This window comes from Psychrobacter sp. Pi2-1 (assembly GCF_904846645.1).
In the GTDB taxonomy this organism is placed as follows: Bacteria; Pseudomonadota; Gammaproteobacteria; order Pseudomonadales; family Moraxellaceae; genus Psychrobacter.
The window spans coordinates 56,257-72,615 of sequence record NZ_CAJHBO010000012.1 but is presented as its reverse complement, the minus strand read 5'-3'; the positions used below and the strand labels follow the sequence as shown (position 1 = coordinate 72,615).

Genomic DNA, 16,359 nt, shown 5'->3' with positions numbered 1-16,359 from the left:
CCTCACGCTGGCCACACCTAATTCATTTCTTATGAGTCATCTTACCATGATAAAGACATTAAATTTCCGTCCGTTAAGCCACACAAGCGCATTACGTAAGATCGTTATCACCAGTATGCTTAGCGCTACTGTTGCTATGTCTGGCTGCTCATTATTGAGTGTTTATAAGATTGATTTGCCACAAGGCACAGCGATTACGCAAACCCAAGCTCAAAAGCTAAAAGTGGGTATGAATCAAAACCAAGTTCTTTATACTCTTGGCAGCCCTGCGATTCGAGATACTCTTGAGCCTAAACGCTGGGATTATATCTATGACTACAAAGCAGGCACCGAAGGTAGCCGCAAAGGCATCGCAGATGTCAAAAACGCCAGCCAGCATTTAGTTGTTTACTTTGATGATAATGGTTTGGTCACGCGCATCGAAGGTATTGAGAGTCTGCCAGCATCATAGTTAGCGAAACCTATTAGCTTAAATAGTTAACGGTTAGCTACGAGATTTATTTTTGCGCTGAGACATAGGATCAGCGCTTAAACTACGATATACCTCGATACGGTCAAAAGGCTGTAGCAAATAGCTTAATGGCTGTTTCTGTGCATAAATCCCTACATGCCAACGTTTCGCAGTTGGCGTGGTGATATCTATTACTTGCTCACACCACTTCGCCAGTTCTGCAAATTTCTCAAGCCACCCTGCTTGCGCCAATGCTTCATGCAAACTAGTACCTTGTCTAACCTGCAAAGCTAGATAATGCTGGCGCTGCTCATCTTCAGCATACGCCAGATATACGGTCATTAGATTGGCTTGCGTAGACTGTGGCACACTGCTGTCACGACCTTCGACTGTTAGCTCAACCACTGCATCACCCAACCTACCAATGCTAGCAGTAATGCTAATGGTACGACTAAACGTATCGCCACTCGCCACAAGTTATAAACTGCTTCATTGCTAAAATTTAACGACTTGCGTAGATGGCTAATCTTCATCTGCCAACCCGCAAATACTGATAATAATAGTACAGCAATGCTACTAATAATGACCAAGATGCCAACTAACCATGCTGTCGGAATCGCAACCACTAATAGTAACGCTACAGCAAAAGTGATTATCAAACTAACTAATAATCCAAACTTATGCGTTAACTGTTGAGTACTGTAATGGAGCAAGTAACTGGCTACAAATAACACCCCGCCCCAATATAAAAGCTGTCCAATCGGCGGTAGCGACATACCGCTAGTAAATAAAGCCACTACTCCTATCAGCAGTTGCAATACCCAAATCGGTAACACTAGCTTGGTTGCACGGTACTCACGAGTAGCCGCTCTGTTTTTTGCTTGCTGATTGTTTGCTTCTACCGCTGTGACGGTCTGCTTACTCACCAAGTTCTGACCGAACCAGTATAATCCTGTACCTGCACCGACACTCACTAATGCTAACGCGACTGCGCGAGCCCATTCCGTCAAACTGACATCAGTCATAGCAAAACTAGCATTGGGTACACCGTTTGCGAACCCTAGCAGTAACCCTATTACCATCAATCCTAAACCAATAGGTAAAGGCGTAACACCCAGCAAGCTTAAAAGTACTGCAATGACCATCAGGCCTGCAGCAACTGCGAAGCTAGGTACATCGGGTACGCTATTTAGCTCAGTTAATGCAGACAATATACCTGTACTTGCGCCAGATATAACCAACGCTGCAATCACAATAGAAACGAGCGCCGCTAACCAACCAAAGCTACGCCAAATCGGACTGACATCTGCTTCACGAGTGAGCTTTTGCATACCCGCTAGAGGTCCTTCGACACTGCGGTAGGCCAATGCTATCTCAGCATAAATGACTGGCAGCGCAACCAATACCATGGCTAATAGCCATAGTAACCAAAAGTCGATCTCACCAATTGACGCAGGTGCAAACCAACGAAATAGCAATAACGGTAGTAACGCCGCAATAAAATAAGAAGCATAACGGATCATCATAATTTCAATCCAAACGATCTAATACCATTCGCAAAAACTGAGTTAGCAAAAAAACAAGTGCCATTACCACGCATAGTAGACTGAACATGTTTGACAAGGCTAATCGTATTTTGAAAATTGGTATAAAGTGAATAACGATAATTTATAATTATACAGAGCAACGACTGGCCTCTGTAAATGAATTCATCTAAATACTGTCTTAATATAAGGGACAAACAGTTATAAAAAAACCCCGAAATCGGGGTTTAGTCATTCAGATATAATCAATATGCGATTCAATACTCAGTGGCTTTGCTCAATGGCCTTCTATGCAAAGCAAAGTATGTATCAGATATCGCATCAATGCGACTCAATTAGTGAATAGCACTTACATAGTCTGACAGGATACGAATGTCACGATCTGATAGTTTCGATGCAACCGTTTGCATCATACCCATCTCGCCTTCTTTGGCGGCATCATTGACTCGTTTTTGATCATCGCTATCGATATCATCAACACGTCCAGCGGCACGGAATAGTTTTAGCTGAGTAGCAATATACTGAGCGTGCTGTCCACCTAGTTTTGGAAATGCAGCCCAAGTGTTACCTGCAGCATCTGGACCATGACAGCCGGCACAACCAATAACACCGCGCGACTTATCACCGCCCAAGAATAGTTTAGTCGCTTCTTGGTTGGTTGCAGGATTGCCGTAGCCAACGCCCCAAGGCGCTTGACTGGCGTAATAACCTGCTACGTTGGCTAGGTCTTGCTGAGACAGATTAGCAACTTGTGACTGCATGATACCGTTTTTGCGATAACCTGCTTTAAAGTTGACTAGCTGTTTATATAGGTACTTTACGTTTTGGCCGCCAAGGTTTGGCTGTGCAGGAACAATGCTGACGCCATTAAGACCATGACAAGCGGCACAAACGGTTTCTGCAACTTTTTGACCTGCATTGACGTCATATTCAGGAACAATAATAGCAGCTTGTACGCTGAAACTTGCAACGCATAAGCTGGCAGCAGCGATTAACTTTTTCATTGATACAAATCCTACTAGCTCGGCGTAAGCATTATTTAGAGTGATTGCACTGGTAAGATACCTGATATAGCCGCCTCTTTAATCATGAGAATGGCGTATATTTTGAGGTCTTGGACACAAGCAGTCTGAAAGTACTTACTAACATCAGGGTTTATTTTCGATTATTATAGCAAGACTTTGTATCATTTGCCTACTTAATCATAGTATCCATCAGTTTTCTGGCAACACAATATACAATATGACGTAAAAACAAAAAGCGCAGATAGGTTATTAGCCCAGCGCTTTATTTTATATGTTTAAATTATATTTATAAGTCGATTATTTGCTCATATATTCGATAAGTTTACGATAGTCGTCATCACTACATTTGTCGCAAAGACCACCTGCTGGCATCTGCGGCATACCACCTTTGACAGACTTAATGAGTGTCGACATACTTTTTTGTTTAATCAACTGTTGCCATTTGGCACTATCACCTTTTTTGATGGCATTTAACGCCCCACTATCGTGACAGGCTGCACATGAGTTATTATAGGTAGTAGCGATATCCGCCGCACTTGCGCTGCTAATCATAATGCCACTTAATAATAGTGCAGCACTGCTAGCCGTTATAGCGCGATAACTCGTGCTAAGAAGTTTACTGATTGAAAACATAGAGCACCTCCTCGTGATATTTCACGTGTCTCATCAATCGTTCTATTAAACATCCTTCGTTAAACATTGTAACAATATATGTCATATAAACATAGAGAATTTGGATATGGCTTTGTTAAAGCTGAGAACTTGTCTTAATGACTGGCCAACTTTAATGTTATCCTACTATTTATATGATGCTAATCGCAGTTATTTCAATAAGTAAGACACGGAATAGTATAGAATAGCCAGTAATATTAAATAGCTACTTTTATGATTTGTACATAACTGTATTGATAAAGAACAGCCTTTTAACTTGATTTACCTATTGCTTTACCAACTACTTGACCGCACCGATGACTTGAATCATCAGCTGACTAAAATTTTATAATCGCATCCAATTTTTTAAGATTAATGAGCCATTTATGAGTACCCCGTTTAACGATGTCGCCGCTGAACATGCCTTGTTCAATACCAAATCTCGTCAGAAAATTCAGCAAACTGAGTTTATGATGTCAGCACCTACCTTTCGTCTCTGTCCGCCTGATATGGGATTGGAAGTCGCTTTTGCAGGTCGCTCAAACGCTGGCAAATCATCAGCCATCAACGCCTTAACCAATCAGCGTCAATTAGCTCGCTCGTCTAAAACACCTGGACGCACGCAGATGATTAACTTTTTTAGTATCGGTGATACTGACAGACGTTTGGTCGATTTGCCTGGTTACGGCTATGCAGCTGTTCCGCTAGAGATGAAAAAAGAATGGCAAGTTGAGCTAGAAGAATACTTGGTATCACGCTCAAGCCTTGCAGGTCTGGTACTGATGACAGATATTCGCCATCCGCTTAAGTTTTTTGATGAGCAAATGCTGCACTGGGCAAACGATGGTGAGCTACCAGTACATATTCTGCTGACCAAAGCAGATAAATTGAAGTACGGTGCTTCTAAGAACGCCCTCCTTGAGACTCGTAAACGCCTCAAAAAACTGGGACTAAACTGTACCATTCAGTTGTTTTCGGCCCTCAGAAAGGAAGGTCTCGATGAGTTGGCTGGGGTAATGGGCAACTGGTATGAGTATCAGCTTGATGCAGACAAAATCATTGAGTCTTCTTTTGCATTGCTAGAAGGCGATGAGTTAGAAGACGCTATTGAAAAAGAAAGCGTTGGAAAAGAGAGTGTTGAAAAAGAAAACAAATAGATATCATCATCGTTAACAAAAAAGGGTTTATCGCTATTACGATAAACCCTTTTTTATTGCCTATTTATTCACTCATTATTATCATCGGTGTGATATTAAAATAATAAGAATGATAAAAGTAGCTCTACCCGCATAGCAAATCCACTAGCGCTTGTGGAGTATCAACTTGGTAGGTTGGATTTTGCTCAGCAAGCTCTGTACTCGTTGCCGTACCATAGTTCACCGCTATACTGGTCATGCCCAATGCTGTTGCCATTTGAATGTCATAGATACTGTCGCCGATAAACACAGCATTAGAAACCTGCTGCTGCGTATAATCCAAGATATCGGTCAACATCTGCGGATCAGGTTTTGAGCCTGACTCATCAGCACAACGTGTAATCGCAAAGTAATCATGGCTATCTGAGGCATCTAATACACGATCTAGCCCTTTTCTTTTTTTACCCGTTGCTACGGCGAGCGTTTTGCCTTGCTGCTGCAAAGTTTCTAACATATGCTCTATCGGCTCAAATAGCGGCGTACTATGACTATTAGCAATATAGTACTCTGCATAGGTTTGCTGAATCTCAAGCAGTTGCGCATCGTTTGCCTGCGGATATAAAATCTTAATCCCATTCATCAAGCTCAGACCAATGATGTCTTTCACGGCTTTATCAGTCGTCTTAAACCCGTGTGCTTCGCCAGCCACATGCATAGACTCAACGATTAGACCGATTGAATCCATTAGCGTGCCGTCCCAATCAAAAATAATCAACGTTTTGTCAGACAGATTGTGTTCTACCGCTAGTTGAGCATTTATAACACACTCTGAAGTTATAGCTGGTTTGGTCATGGATTTACCTTAATGAATAACAATAATAAATAGCAGACACCAAAACGTCACGGTGGCTTATTCGTAAAAATAAGATATCGTGACGTTTGGGAAAATACGAAAATAGTTTGGCTTAAGAATTAAGTTTAAAAAACTATTCAGGCAATTTCGTTGTTTCTGGTAACCAATCTGCCATATCGTCTGGCAATGGCGCAGTAATGGTCTTGTAGCCTGGAATGTCTAAGCGCCATGCATGTAAACACAGACGATGGACGCCTGATTTATCATGGACGTTGTATTTGTCATCACCCAAGATGGCATGACCAATATGAGCCAAATGCACACGGATTTGATGCGTGCGACCCGTCAATGGCTTGGCTTCAATTAAGCTGACTGGCTGACCATTAATCATAAAGCGATCATGGATAATGATATCAGTCTGGCTTTCTTTCGCTTGAGGGTCTTGGCTATCTACTTTCACTCGGCGCTCACCACTGGCAAGCGTATATCTTAGCAATGGTGCATTAATACGCTGCTCATTAAGCGCAGGCTGTCCCTTGGCTAGACATAGATAGTGCTTTTGAATGGTCTTGTCTACCAAATGCTGCTGTAACACTTTGAGCGTTGAGCGTTTTTTGGAAATCATCAGTAACCCTGATGTGTCTTTATCAATGCGATGGATTAGCTCTAGGTATTTTTTACCCGTCACTTCACGCATGGCTTCGATAACCCCAAAGTCCAAGCCGCTACCGCCATGCACAGCGATACCAGAGGGCTTATTTAGCACTAACAAACCGTCATCTTCATAGACCACACGAGCCAGCAAGCTTTTGGCAAACTCGGTACTAATAATTGGTTTCTCGCGCGTTGCTAGCTCTACAGGGGCAATACGTACCACATCTTCACGCTGCACTCTATCGTGTGCTTTGCAGCGCTTATTATTGACACGTATCTCATCTGAGCGAATCATTTTGTAGATATGTGATTTTGGCAAACCTTTTAAACGGTTTAACAAAAAATTATCCAAACGCTGGTCGTGTTGATGGCGCGTTACTTCGAGGTAGTTCACCTTACCGAAGTTGCTAATCTCATCGTCAGCGCTTTGTGGGCGTGTTTTGCTATTAAAAATAGCAGGGGCTTCATGGGTAGTAGCGTCGTCAGTCATTTTTGAGTTTGTCATTTTTAGTTAGGTATTTACACAAAGATTTGCTATAGTTTAGCATGTTGAGCGACAATTAAGCAGAGGCGACAGCAATAATCATTGTTGTTACAAATAGTTGACCACCATTTTATTGCTTGTCAGTTTTCCACTACTTGCCAGTAAAGAGGTTGACACTATTTATCCTGCTGACATGACACGTTTCATCTGATTTTAGGGCGCTTTATTTATTTAGAGGTATTACTTACCAAATATAGCCCTACAAATTAAAAATACTGTACTGAATGTTATTCGGTACCATAAAATAAATAGTGACACTAAATACCATCGCGTTAATCACTCTGATAATAAATCAGCTTATTAACCGATTACAACACAACACTGACTCACTAATTGCATGACAACGACCGTACTCGATAATCAATCATTATTTAATGACTATTTATCTGATGGTTCTTTATGCCAGCATAGTTGAGCAAGTATGGGTAGTTTAGCGTTAGGATCGAAAAGTATATCGATAGCTGCCTAAGTATTGGTGGTCAAACAGATGACGATAACAATGTAAATACGATACCACGCTGACAAGCTGGTCCATTACTCTGTTTGCCAAGTACGCCCCGCTGATAACAAAAGCTGCGACACCTAACCTTGAAACACCCAAGATATTATTGACGTTAGACAAAGAACGATAAACAAAGAGTAACCAATTGCTTCGCCTGAACAAACAACCGCTGAATGACGCCACTATATAGTAGCAATCATGACCGCAATATTATTGTTAGACTTTGATGGATGAATGGCAACAGCACCACGCCTTTTTAATATCAGTATTTTTTAGAACTGTAACTGACCCTCGCCCACGCTTACAACGTGCGCTGAAATCACTACCAATAGAACGTACTGAGAATAAGAGCGCTTTAACTCGCTGACCCAATCATATATGTACCAAGTTTACTGATGATAAAATATAAGTACCGTAGCCTTACAGCCTATATTACTGATATTAACGTGAGCACTGCTCATTACTTCAGGTAAAAAAGAAGCCATTGAAAAAGCCCATGTGCTTTATGAAACCCACGATTTACGTTCTACCGTTAATGAACATCTACACACGCTAATCACAATATTAGCCACACTTGCCACTATGTCCTAAAGACTGTCTTATCGTTGTCATGCGTACTCATAGGATACAAATATGAAACGCATTTTGATCAACGCCACTCAAAACGAAGAGATTCGTGTCGCCTTATGTAAAGGCAATCATCTGTACGATTTCGACCTAGAAAACCGTACTCGCGAGCAAAAAAAATCTAACATCTACAAAGGTCATGTGACCCGTGTTGAGCCATCGCTCGAAGCAGTATTCGTTGAATACGGTTCTCAGCGCCAAGGCTTTTTACCAATTCGTGAAATCTCTGCTGAATACCTAAGCGGCAACCCACGTGACGAAAACATCAAAAAACTGATCAAAGAAGGCGACGAGCTAATCGTACAAGTCGAAAAAGAAGAGCGCGGCAATAAAGGCGCTGCCCTATCGACGTATGTGTCATTAGCCGGTCGCTACCTAGTATTGATGCCAAACAACCCTCGTGGCGGTGGTATCTCACGTCAAATCTCGGGCAAACTGCGCGAAGATATGAAGCGTATGCTGAGCAACCTTGATTTACCAAAAGGCATGAGTGTTATCATTCGTACTGCTGGTATTGGTAAAACGCAAGAAGACTTGCAGCACGACCTAAATCACTTGCTCAATATTTGGCAAGCCATTCAAGAACAAAACCAGAAATACCCTTCACCGCGCTTGGTTCACCAAGAAGCGGGCGTCGTCACACGTGCTGTTCGTGATTATCTGCGTGATGATATCGCTGAGATTTGGATTGATAACGAAAACGCTTACATTGAAGCGGCTGGGTTTATCGATGCGGTAATGCCAAAACAAGCCGAAAAGCTACGCAAATATACCGATTATGAACCGATGTTTTCGCGCTTCAATATCGAAAAACAAATCGAAACCGCTTATCAGCGTGAAGTTCGTCTGCCATCAGGTGGTTCAATCGTTATTGACCAAACAGAAGCACTGGTCTCTATCGATATTAACTCAGCTAAGTCAACCAAAGGTTCAGATGTTGCTGAGACCGCTTACCATACCAACTTAGAAGCAGCTGATGAGATTGCCCGTCAGCTTCGTTTGCGTGATATGGGTGGTTTGATTGTTATTGATTTCATTGACATGAATGACAACAAGCACCAAAAAGAAGTAGAAAAACGTCTAATCGACGCGACCAAATACGATCGTGCGCGCGTTCAATTTGGTGATATTTCCAAGTTCGGTCTAATGGAAATGAGCCGTCAGCGTCTACGTCCTTCCTTAGAAGAGTCAACAGGCTATATCTGCCCACGTTGTCATGGCAACGGTATGATTCGTGACTTGCGCTCATTGTCGCTATCTATCATGCGTCAAATTGAGCAAATCGCCCTTAAAGAACGCCAAGGTGAAGTACAAGCAGAGGTTCCAACGGACATCGCAGCATTCTTATTAAATGAAAAGCGCGATAGCTTGGTTTACCTTGAGCAAGACAGTGGCACGCGTATCACTATTTTGCCACACGCGCATTTAGAATCACCAAACTTCAAGCTCCATTTCAACCGCGATGGCTTTGCACCATCAAGCTATGAGCGTATTACTGACACTCAGCAACAAGAGCACAGTGACCTTGGCTACAACGTTGACTGGCAGACTGCTGAAAAAGAACGTCCTGAACAGCAACCTACTCGCCAACCTCGTAAAACTGCAGATGATAAGCAGAGCCGCTCAAACACACAGCCGAATGCAGCCACGCAAGCACAGAACGATACGGTAAATCATAGCAATGATCGTCGTAATCATAAAAACACCAACGACGTGTCGCCTACACATGTACCGCAAGCCAATAAAACCGCTAGTGTTGCCGTTCCAGTAGCGCCGCAGACACAGAGTGTCGAAGCTACTGCTCAACCAAAAGCCGTCGCGTGGTTATCAAACCTATTTGCTCAAGCACCGCAAGCTACTACGACACCTAGTGTCAGTAGCCGAGATGCCGCTGAAGCAATCGAAGCGCTAGTAAACACTGGCGCGCAAAGCTTAGGCTCGTTTGGTCAAGTTGATAGCAATGCATTGAATAGTGCCGCTTCAACTGGCGAGCAGCCAACTCAACAAAGCAACAGTCAGAAAAATGACAGCCAACAGTCAGATAACAACGCTAATCGTCAACAGGCGCGTCGCAATGACAGCGATACTGACGACAGCAGCAATGAAGACAGAAGAAGACGTAAGCCGCGTAAGTCTAGATCTTCTAAGCCGCGTCAAAGAAAAGAGACAGCTGACGAGACTACTGGCAACGTAAATAGTAGTTCAGAAAGTACTGGCTCAAACAATGCTGATGACAAATCATCTGATACTCAAGACCAAAGACAGCAAGACAAGCGTCAGAACGATAATAGACGCACAAATGATCGCAATCGTAATAACCGCCAAGATAGCAATCAACAGAGCAGCAATCGTAACGCAAGCGAGCGCAGTGATGCTGATAACGAAAACAGCTCTAAAGCAGATGAGCAAACCCGTACTAAGCGTAAATCGCATAGCCAACGCGGCTCACGCGGTAAGCTAGAGCGCGGTGAAACACTAACGGCTGACAGCGTTAAGCACAGCAAGCAGCAGAACGCTAGAAACAACGATGCTGCCAGTAGCAAAAATCAATCTAGCGCACGTCGCAATCAAGACCCTAACGAGGTCGTGCTACAGGTTAATGAAGCGCCAACTGAGCTAAAAGCCCCTGAAGTGGTTCACCTATCTTTAGATGATAGCAAATCCACACAGGCCAAAACTCAGCCTAGTGAGCAGCGAAGCGCGACAAATAACGTAGCAAAAGATGAGCGTTCAAACGAAACAGCTGCTCAAAAATCTACTGATAAGCATAGTAGCAATGAGCAGAATACTAGCAAGCAAAACACCAGTGCTTCGAATGCTGAGAAGAAAAGTGATAACGCAAAAAGTACGGTGGAAGCAAATGCTAATCAGGTAAATGACGATAAGCGTGCAACTACTGAACACGCTAAGGTTCAAAACGATGCTCTTAAGCATGAGCAGGCTGCTGAAGAGAAAAAAGCACCTGTAGTTATAGAAGCTCAATCGACCTCTACGAGTAACACCGAAAGTAAAGCGGAAGCTCCAACGTCGGTAACTGCTGATGCTGAAAAAGCTACAGAGACTCCAAAACAGCAGGAAACCAAGACTGCTGAAAATGTGAGTAAGGGCGATGAAGCTCAGAATACTCAGGCTGATAGTAATAGTGCAAGCACAAATAATGTAAGTAACTCAGCACTTGAGCTAACTCATGAAGCACTATTTGGCACACGTTACGTGACTGCTGAAAAGTTTGGGCAAGCGAGTAACGATCCTCGTGTAGTACTCGCTCAGCAAGCCGCTCAAGCGGACAAGCCAGCTGCCACTAATGTGCCAGCAATACGTGGCACGGTTGGTGAGTTTATTCGTGCAACGTTACCAGAGGCGCAAACGCGCTTAGCGGAAGAAGGCATTATCAACTGCTTTATTACGACTATTGCATTGCATAATGAGCAAGCTCAGAATGCTGATAACAGCCCTAATGCTGCTAGCCAGAGCTTTGACTTTAGCAACTATGGCTATCAACCATTGGCTGCCGACTACCTTGCACGCTTTGAAGCGATGACCCAAGCCGTCAGTCAATTCGCAGCCGAGCAAGGTAAGACAGACGTTGAGCCACGTGCTATCACTAAACGTGCTAGCAATGATCCACGCGGACAGCACCCTGATTATCAGGAACCAGCTGTACTGAGCGTACCTGCTGAACAAGTAAGCGATGCGGAACCAGCTATCACTGAGCAAACAGATAGCGAAGTCGATGCGCATGACGTTGAAGCGACCGCCCTCACCAATCAGGCTCAAACTAATGATATCAGTGCTGATAGTGAGCAATTGCTAGAAGTCGAGCGTGCTCAATCAGAAGCTAAGGACGCAGAAGTCGAAATCCCTGCAAAGCCAACTGGCAATGAAGTAGAAGACGATGCAGAAAATATAGTAGCAGAGACTGAGCAAACGACTGACTCGGCAGTAGAAGAAACTACTAAAGAAGCTAGCAAAGAAGACAGTCAGGCAGCTAAGTCTAAGACGACCATAGCCAGCTATAAAAACATGATCGAAAATGTGGCTGAGCAATTGCTTCCACAGACTGGTATGTTCAATCTGACTACGCCAAAAGTACCAAAGGCGCGCACTCGTAAGCCTAAGACGGATCACAAAAAGCCGACGCAGGCTGAAAAGCTCGCATCTGACGATACAGACAGCGACAGCTAGTCATATAAGCTCAAACGTAAAAGCCCCAAAGCTATTCGTAGCTTTGGGGCTTTTTAGTTTAATACAGTCAAACTTACTTGCTAATTCAAACGAGAGACAATAGAAAGCAGATAAGCTTAGTGCGCAGAAGACGCTGTGTCATCTTTACCACGCATTTTGCCAATAGTAGTAACAATAGCTACCACAATAGCGCCAACGATTAGGCCGACCAACCCATTTAACAATGACGCGGTTAACCCTTCAAATACCCCAGTAAGATGGGCAATGTCTTCTACACTGTGATGCAAAAAGCCGATACCGTGAACGATAATACCGCCGCCCACCAAGAACATCGCAATCGTGCCCGCTATGGATAAAAACTTCATAAGCTTTGGCGCAGCTGCAAGCATAAACTCGCCAAATTTGCGTTTACTATCACCTGCTTGTGAGTTTTCAATCAAATGCAGACCCGCATCATCAATCTTTACGATGCCTGCAACTAAGCCATAAATACCGACGGTCACGACAGCAGCCACTATCGAAAGTACAATGCCTTTTTGGACAATATCGCCACCAGCTGCTGTAACTGCGCCTAAAGAGATAACAATAATCTCAGCTGATAAGATAAAGTCTGTACGTATGGCACCTTTGATTTTGTCTTTTTCAAACGCGACCAAATCTACCGACTCATCTGCATTGGCTTTTAAACGGGCATTTTGCTCTTCATCATGAGGCAACAACTTCGGCCAAAATTTGTGAATGACCTTTTCAGCCCCTTCATAACTCAGGTATAACCCTCCGATCATCAATAGCGGAGTAATCAACCACGGTATAAAATAACTGATCAATAGCGCCGCTGGTACTAAAATCACTTTGTTCACGGCAGAGCCTTTGGCAACTGCCCAAATGACGGGGAGCTCACGATTTGGCTTAACCCCTGTGACCTGCTCGGCATTGAGTGCTAAATCATCCCCAACTAAGCCCGCGGTTTTTTTGGCGGCAACTTTGGTCATGACGCTCACGTCATCCATTAAGACGCTGATGTCATCGAGTAAGGTTAATAAACTGGCACCTGCCATGTGTGCTCCTTAAAGCAAATTTGTTAAAGTAAGTCGTTCTCAAATAGTTTATACAACGCATTTTATATAGATTTTTATAAAAACAATGCGATTAGCCTTAGACTACAAGTTCAAGCAACTATGTTAAATAGCACAAATGTATCTTATTTTTTGAATTTATGTTGATAGCTATCTTTTAAAGTTGGCTTTGTTGATACTTCTTGGCAGTCTTCCCTTTGCTATTATTTGGCGTAAATATGGTAATATGAAGGCTATTACTACCTATCTTTTATTATCAATAAGTTATAAAAACTTCTTCAATGTTAGACCTTTAAAACACTGCCAAGACACATTACTATATAGAAAAGTTTATAGCGCTTTTTATAACGAACTCATGATTAGGCGCGACGCCTATAGGAAACCCGTATGCCGTTCCCCACTGTCAAAAACATCACCTTGCGTAATCCTCTTTCTCGTACCGTTCTATCTCGTTTTATGATGAGTGCGCTGTTAGTTGGTATCGCTGCTGGCTGCTCAAACAATGCCGCTGATGCAACCAGCAATACCAGTGTTGTAAACGCTGCACAGACAAAATCCACTGCTACTAATCCCTCAGCTGGTAATGATACAACCGTAGTGAAGGCGTTACAGACGAACCTAAAAAGCTCTGGTATCGAGGAAACTATCGTTTCAGCTGTACCGACAGATATGGATGGTATTTATTGGGTGACCGCTGAAGGTCTACCTTCTTTCTTTACTGATAAAGCTGGCAAGCATATTATTCAAGGTCAGATCATCGCTGTGGGTGAAGCCGCTCCGGTTGATATCAGTGCTGCATTGGTTGCTACGACAGCACAAGAAGCGCTAAAAGCCGTCGATAAAAAAGACATGGTGATTTATCCAGCAAAAGGTGAAACCAAGGCCGTCATCTATGCCTTTACCGATGCAGACTGTGGCTACTGTCGCAAACTACATTCTGAAATGGATGATATCAATGCGCGTGGTATCGAGGTTCGTTATCTGGCATGGCCACGCAGTCAAGAGTCTGTACCAAAGATGGAAGCTATCTGGTGTAGTCAGGATCGTAAAGCTGCGATGGATCAAGCAAAAATCGGTGCCAACGTACAAGCCCCTAGCTGCGCCAACCCTGTACAAGAACATATGGCTCTAGGCTCAAAACTTGGGGTGCGCGGTACGCCTGCGGTGTTTACCGAAACAGGACAACAAGTAGGTGGCTACTTGCCTGCAGCAGAATTGGCACAAGCAGTAGGCGCTAACTAATCATATGAATTACCAGTATTAATCACTCATATTAGAGTGACTAATACTAGTAACCAAGCATAAATGACATATACATATGCCAAACAAGATTGAAGCTACTGCTTTTTTATAATCGTAAGCTGATATAACCTTGATGACGTTGTCTTTTTAATATTAGCCTTTATGAAATCAACCTTCAGAACATTGGCTTTTATGGTATTAACCTTCATAAAATCGGCTTTTATGAGATTGTATAGACGTCACAATGCCTTGTCGGTATGATACGATAAAGTGCGATGCAAAATGAGCAACACCCTTTTTATTTGAGCTTTTTTTATTCAACTATGATGAAGTAGATAGGCAGGCAGTACTAGACAATGCGCACAGACATTCTGTTTGATGTCGCAGATTCATTTGACACTGTTATCGCTTATACTAACTTCATTGTATTTAACCTCTTGAGGATACTGTGAGTAATTCCATCAAACTAGCGATACTTGGTCTGGGCACCGTCGGAACGGGCGTGATCAATCTGATCAATGACAATTTAAATGAGCTAAAACGCCGTAGCGGACGCGACATTATTATTACCGAAGTCGGTACGCGTCGTCAGCGTGATGATATTGATACCAATATCATGCAAAACAGCGATCTGATGGCAATTGCCGCAAGCGATAATGTCGATATTGTTATCGAAGTGATTGGTGGTACCACCTTAGCCAAAGACGTCATTATGCAGGCCATTAAAAACGGCAAGCATGTGGTCACGGCAAACAAGGCTCTACTCGCTGAACACGGTAATGAGATCTTTGCCTTCGCTGAAGAAAACAACGTGCACGTTGCTTATGAAGCAGCGGTAGCAGGCGGTATTCCTATTATCAAGGTAATGCGTGAAGCACTGGCCGCCAACAAAATCGACTGGCTCGCGGGTATCATCAACGGTACTGGTAACTTTATCATGACCGAAATGCGTGATAAGGGTCGTCCTTTTGCTGACGTATTGAGCGAAGCACAAGAGTTGGGTTACGCAGAAGCAGATCCTACTTTTGATGTTGAAGGTATTGATGCCGCTCATAAATTGGCGCTACTCGCCTCTATCGCTTTTGGTATTCCGCTACAATTTGATAAAGTCTACTGTGAAGGTATCACTGGTATTACCCTGCAAGACGTGAACTATGCCGAAGAGCTTGGCTACCGTATCAAGCATTTAGGGTTTGCCGTACGCCGCGATAGCGAAAACGATGGTGACGCAGGGGTTGAATTACGCGTACACCCGACACTTATTCCACAAGATGCGCTATTGGCGAACGTCAATGGTGTAAAAAATGCAGTACTGGTTAACTCACATCCACTTGGTCAGACGCTCTATTGCGGCGATGGGGCTGGGGCTGGTGCAACTGCTTCTGCAGTGATGGCCGATGTCATGGATTTGGTTCGTGTGCTGGGTAGCAAAGACCGCGACGACCAGAGCAACACTGGTCATCATGTCCCGCATTTAGCATTTATCCCTGATCAGCTATCAGACACGCCTATATTGCGTGCTGATCAGATGGTAACTGGATATTATTTGCGTGTGCATGCTTATGATAGCCCAGGCGTACTGGCAGATATCACGCGCATCCTAAGTGATGCCGGTATCAACATCGATGCAATCTTGCAAAAGCCTGCGCATAAAGTAGGTCAAGTGCCGGTGATTATTCTGACGCTACCTGTGGTTGAGAGTCAGATGAATCTTGCTATCGAAAAAATTGAAAAGTTAGAGACCATTACTGATAAAGTAGTACGCATACGATTAGATGAGCTAGCATAAACCACATACTGAAGAAGACAGATGCTTATAATATAAGCAAAAGCTAGCCAATCGGCATCTGATTTCTTGGTAGATACTTA

General features: G+C 43.4%; 12 protein-coding genes. 5 read left to right on the top strand and 7 right to left on the bottom strand.

What is annotated here, in order from left to right; translation table 11 throughout:
* Positions 1-31: 31 nt before the first annotated feature.
* Positions 32-451 (top strand): outer membrane protein assembly factor BamE, encoded by a 420-nt coding sequence (locus JMX91_RS08410; protein ID WP_057758247.1) that lies wholly within the window; start codon positions 32-34, stop codon positions 449-451.
* Positions 452-484: 33 nt separating this feature from the next.
* On the opposite strand, the gene JMX91_RS08405 is transcribed toward JMX91_RS08410, so the two are convergent.
* From JMX91_RS08405 to JMX91_RS08390, 4 genes are all read right to left on the bottom strand, one after another.
* On the bottom strand, positions 485-856 hold the full coding sequence (locus tag JMX91_RS08405; protein WP_227679338.1) for an RnfH family protein: 372 nt from the start codon (positions 854-856) through the stop codon (positions 485-487).
* Complete coding sequence (locus JMX91_RS08400) at positions 844-1,977, bottom strand: hypothetical protein (protein ID WP_201548544.1); 1,134 nt, start codon at positions 1,975-1,977, stop codon at positions 844-846. The genes JMX91_RS08405 and JMX91_RS08400 overlap by 13 nt, the downstream gene beginning before the upstream one ends.
* 353 nt (positions 1,978-2,330) lie before the next feature.
* Entirely contained in the window at positions 2,331-2,999 is a 669-nt protein-coding gene (locus JMX91_RS08395) for a c-type cytochrome (protein WP_101205531.1), read from the bottom strand.
* A 318-nt stretch (positions 3,000-3,317) separates the two neighbouring features.
* Positions 3,318-3,653 carry a c-type cytochrome gene (locus tag JMX91_RS08390; protein WP_201548542.1) on the bottom strand — a complete coding sequence of 112 codons (336 nt, stop codon included), beginning with the start codon at positions 3,651-3,653 and terminating at the stop codon, positions 3,318-3,320.
* 404 nt (positions 3,654-4,057) lie between these two features.
* On the opposite strand from JMX91_RS08390, the gene yihA reads away from it, so the two are divergent.
* Complete coding sequence (gene yihA / locus JMX91_RS08385) at positions 4,058-4,828, top strand: ribosome biogenesis GTP-binding protein YihA/YsxC (protein WP_201548540.1); 771 nt, start codon at positions 4,058-4,060, stop codon at positions 4,826-4,828.
* Between the two features lie 124 nt (positions 4,829-4,952).
* Here the strand turns inward: yihA and JMX91_RS08380 are convergent, their stop codons facing one another.
* Both JMX91_RS08380 and JMX91_RS08375 read right to left on the bottom strand, forming a co-directional pair.
* On the bottom strand, positions 4,953-5,660 hold the full coding sequence (locus tag JMX91_RS08380; RefSeq protein ID WP_201548538.1) for an HAD family hydrolase: 708 nt from the start codon (positions 5,658-5,660) through the stop codon (positions 4,953-4,955).
* 133 nt (positions 5,661-5,793) lie between these two features.
* The gene (locus tag JMX91_RS08375) at positions 5,794-6,804 is read right to left on the bottom strand and encodes an RluA family pseudouridine synthase (RefSeq protein ID WP_201548536.1); all 1,011 of its coding nucleotides are present in this window, start codon (positions 6,802-6,804) and stop codon (positions 5,794-5,796) included.
* A 1,189-nt stretch (positions 6,805-7,993) separates the two neighbouring features.
* Here JMX91_RS08375 and JMX91_RS08370 point away from each other — a divergent pair.
* Positions 7,994-12,172 carry an Rne/Rng family ribonuclease gene (locus tag JMX91_RS08370; protein ID WP_201548534.1) on the top strand — a complete coding sequence of 1,393 codons (4,179 nt, stop codon included), beginning with the start codon at positions 7,994-7,996 and terminating at the stop codon, positions 12,170-12,172.
* Between the two features lie 116 nt (positions 12,173-12,288).
* On the opposite strand, the gene JMX91_RS08365 is transcribed toward JMX91_RS08370, so the two are convergent.
* Entirely contained in the window at positions 12,289-13,230 is a 942-nt protein-coding gene (locus JMX91_RS08365) for a DUF808 domain-containing protein (RefSeq protein ID WP_201548532.1), read from the bottom strand.
* Between the two features lie 405 nt (positions 13,231-13,635).
* Between JMX91_RS08365 and JMX91_RS08360 the strand changes: the two genes are divergently transcribed.
* Together JMX91_RS08360 and JMX91_RS08355 are read left to right on the top strand one after the other, a co-directional pair.
* Positions 13,636-14,490: a DsbC family protein gene (locus tag JMX91_RS08360; RefSeq protein ID WP_227679336.1), complete on the top strand. Its 855-nt coding sequence runs from the start codon at positions 13,636-13,638 to the stop codon at positions 14,488-14,490.
* A gap of 448 nt (positions 14,491-14,938) precedes the next feature.
* Complete coding sequence (locus tag JMX91_RS08355; RefSeq protein ID WP_101205523.1) at positions 14,939-16,279, top strand: homoserine dehydrogenase; 1,341 nt, start codon at positions 14,939-14,941, stop codon at positions 16,277-16,279.
* Positions 16,280-16,359: the final 80 nt, after the last annotated feature.

Excerpts from the sequence above, each read along its gene's own strand:
- JMX91_RS08380 (WP_201548538.1), bottom strand. The coding sequence starts at position 5,660 with ATGACCAAACCAGCTATAACTTCAGAGTGTGTTATAAATGCTCAACTA.
- JMX91_RS08410 (WP_057758247.1), top strand. The coding sequence starts at position 32 with ATGAGTCATCTTACCATGATAAAGACATTAAATTTCCGTCCGTTAAGC.
- JMX91_RS08400 (WP_201548544.1), bottom strand. The coding sequence starts at position 1,977 with ATGATGATCCGTTATGCTTCTTATTTTATTGCGGCGTTACTACCGTTA.
- JMX91_RS08395 (WP_101205531.1), bottom strand. The coding sequence starts at position 2,999 with ATGAAAAAGTTAATCGCTGCTGCCAGCTTATGCGTTGCAAGTTTCAGC.
- JMX91_RS08375 (WP_201548536.1), bottom strand. The coding sequence starts at position 6,804 with ATGACTGACGACGCTACTACCCATGAAGCCCCTGCTATTTTTAATAGC.
- JMX91_RS08365 (WP_201548532.1), bottom strand. The coding sequence starts at position 13,230 with ATGGCAGGTGCCAGTTTATTAACCTTACTCGATGACATCAGCGTCTTA.
- JMX91_RS08390 (WP_201548542.1), bottom strand. The coding sequence starts at position 3,653 with ATGTTTTCAATCAGTAAACTTCTTAGCACGAGTTATCGCGCTATAACG.
- JMX91_RS08370 (WP_201548534.1), top strand. The coding sequence starts at position 7,994 with ATGAAACGCATTTTGATCAACGCCACTCAAAACGAAGAGATTCGTGTC.
- JMX91_RS08360 (WP_227679336.1), top strand. The coding sequence starts at position 13,636 with ATGCCGTTCCCCACTGTCAAAAACATCACCTTGCGTAATCCTCTTTCT.
- yihA (WP_201548540.1), top strand. The coding sequence starts at position 4,058 with ATGAGTACCCCGTTTAACGATGTCGCCGCTGAACATGCCTTGTTCAAT.